The following is a 1,192-nucleotide window of genomic DNA, read 5'->3' as shown; positions in this document are numbered from 1 at the left end:
GAAAATTGCAATTTCAAATTGAACACTTTTGAAAATTAAATTCTGTATATTGAATCTAATCTTCTTTCAAATAGTTCATCTGGAGTATGGTAGCTCAATACTTTTCTAGGTAGATCATTAATCCAGAGCTCAATTGAGAAGATGTCATCCAAGCTATAATTCTTAACATACTCACCTTTAGGAATAAAGCGTCTAATTAAACGATTATGACATTCAACCCCGCCTTTATCACAAGAAGTATAAGGATGAGCATAGTAGACTAAAGTGTTTGAGATATCCTCAAGCTGGGAAAGATCCGCAAATTCAGAACCGTTGTCTGTAGTTACCGTTTTAAAGACTTCATTCCAATGTTCTTGATATTGAGCCTTCAAGTTGTTAAAGGCCGTCATTACGCTGCCAGCTGTCTTGTCAGGAATTGGAACTATCATGAACTTACGGGTCATTCGCTCATACAAGGTCAGCAGAACTTCATCGTCTTTGGTTTTATGCCCTAAGACCAGATCACATTCCCAGTGACCGAACTCTTTGCGCTGATCAATATATTTGGGCCTGTCTTCAATACTGCGGCCAAGTTTCTTTTTATTTGCACGAATACGCTTGGTTTTGGTATTGCGGGTAAGTTTTTCTGGCAGATCAGTATTTTGAATCTGGAGAAGGCCTGAATCTACGTAGCGGTAAAGAGTTCTGGTGCAGACAATCTGATTCCTGGTAAACAGTCCCGTTGCCAGGGAGCGGCCAACACAGGCATCCAAAGACCAGCCAGAGTTAAAGAAATGTTCTTGCACATAATCAATGAAGTGCTTCTTAAGCAGATAGTGCGGCTTACGTCCAGAATTCAAGCGGTGACGATTATAAGCCTCTTGACCAGCTTTAGCGTGATAGCGTTTGACATTGCCGTTATACAAAGTGACAGTACCGCGATCTATTTCATATTTGATCGTACTAGGAGAGCAGTTAAGCTTGCGTGCAATAGCACGCATGGAATAGCCTTCTTTGCGCAAAGTTTGGATTTCAACTCTGTTTTCAAAAGAAAGATGCTTGCCTTTAGTATGAGTGTCTGTGATAGAATGTAATAAGTTCATTTGAATCTCTTTTCTAGAAGTTTTTGTGGTTAATTACATTCTATCAAAGAGTCCAAATGGACTTTTTTTAATATTTGAACGAAGTGTTCAATTTGATTTTACAATCCGCC

At 39.1% G+C, this 1,192-nt stretch carries 1 protein-coding gene; it reads right to left on the bottom strand.

The features are described 5' to 3' along the window. Positions 1-35: 35 nt before the first annotated feature. A complete protein-coding gene (locus tag CP363_RS10475; protein ID WP_065991187.1) occupies positions 36-1,082 on the bottom strand; it encodes an IS30 family transposase in 1,047 nt (348 codons plus the stop codon). Positions 1,083-1,192 lie beyond the last annotated feature (110 nt).

Source organism: Lactobacillus sp. UMNPBX12 (assembly GCF_002553955.1).
GTDB lineage: Bacteria > Bacillota > Bacilli > Lactobacillales > Lactobacillaceae > Lactobacillus > Lactobacillus crispatus.
This window is presented reverse-complemented; position numbering and strand designations above follow the sequence as displayed.

What these genes read in the sequence shown, in the direction of transcription:
- CP363_RS10475 (WP_065991187.1), bottom strand. Translation starts at nt 1,082, where the DNA reads ATGAACTTATTACATTCTATCACAGACACTCATACTAAAGGCAAGCAT.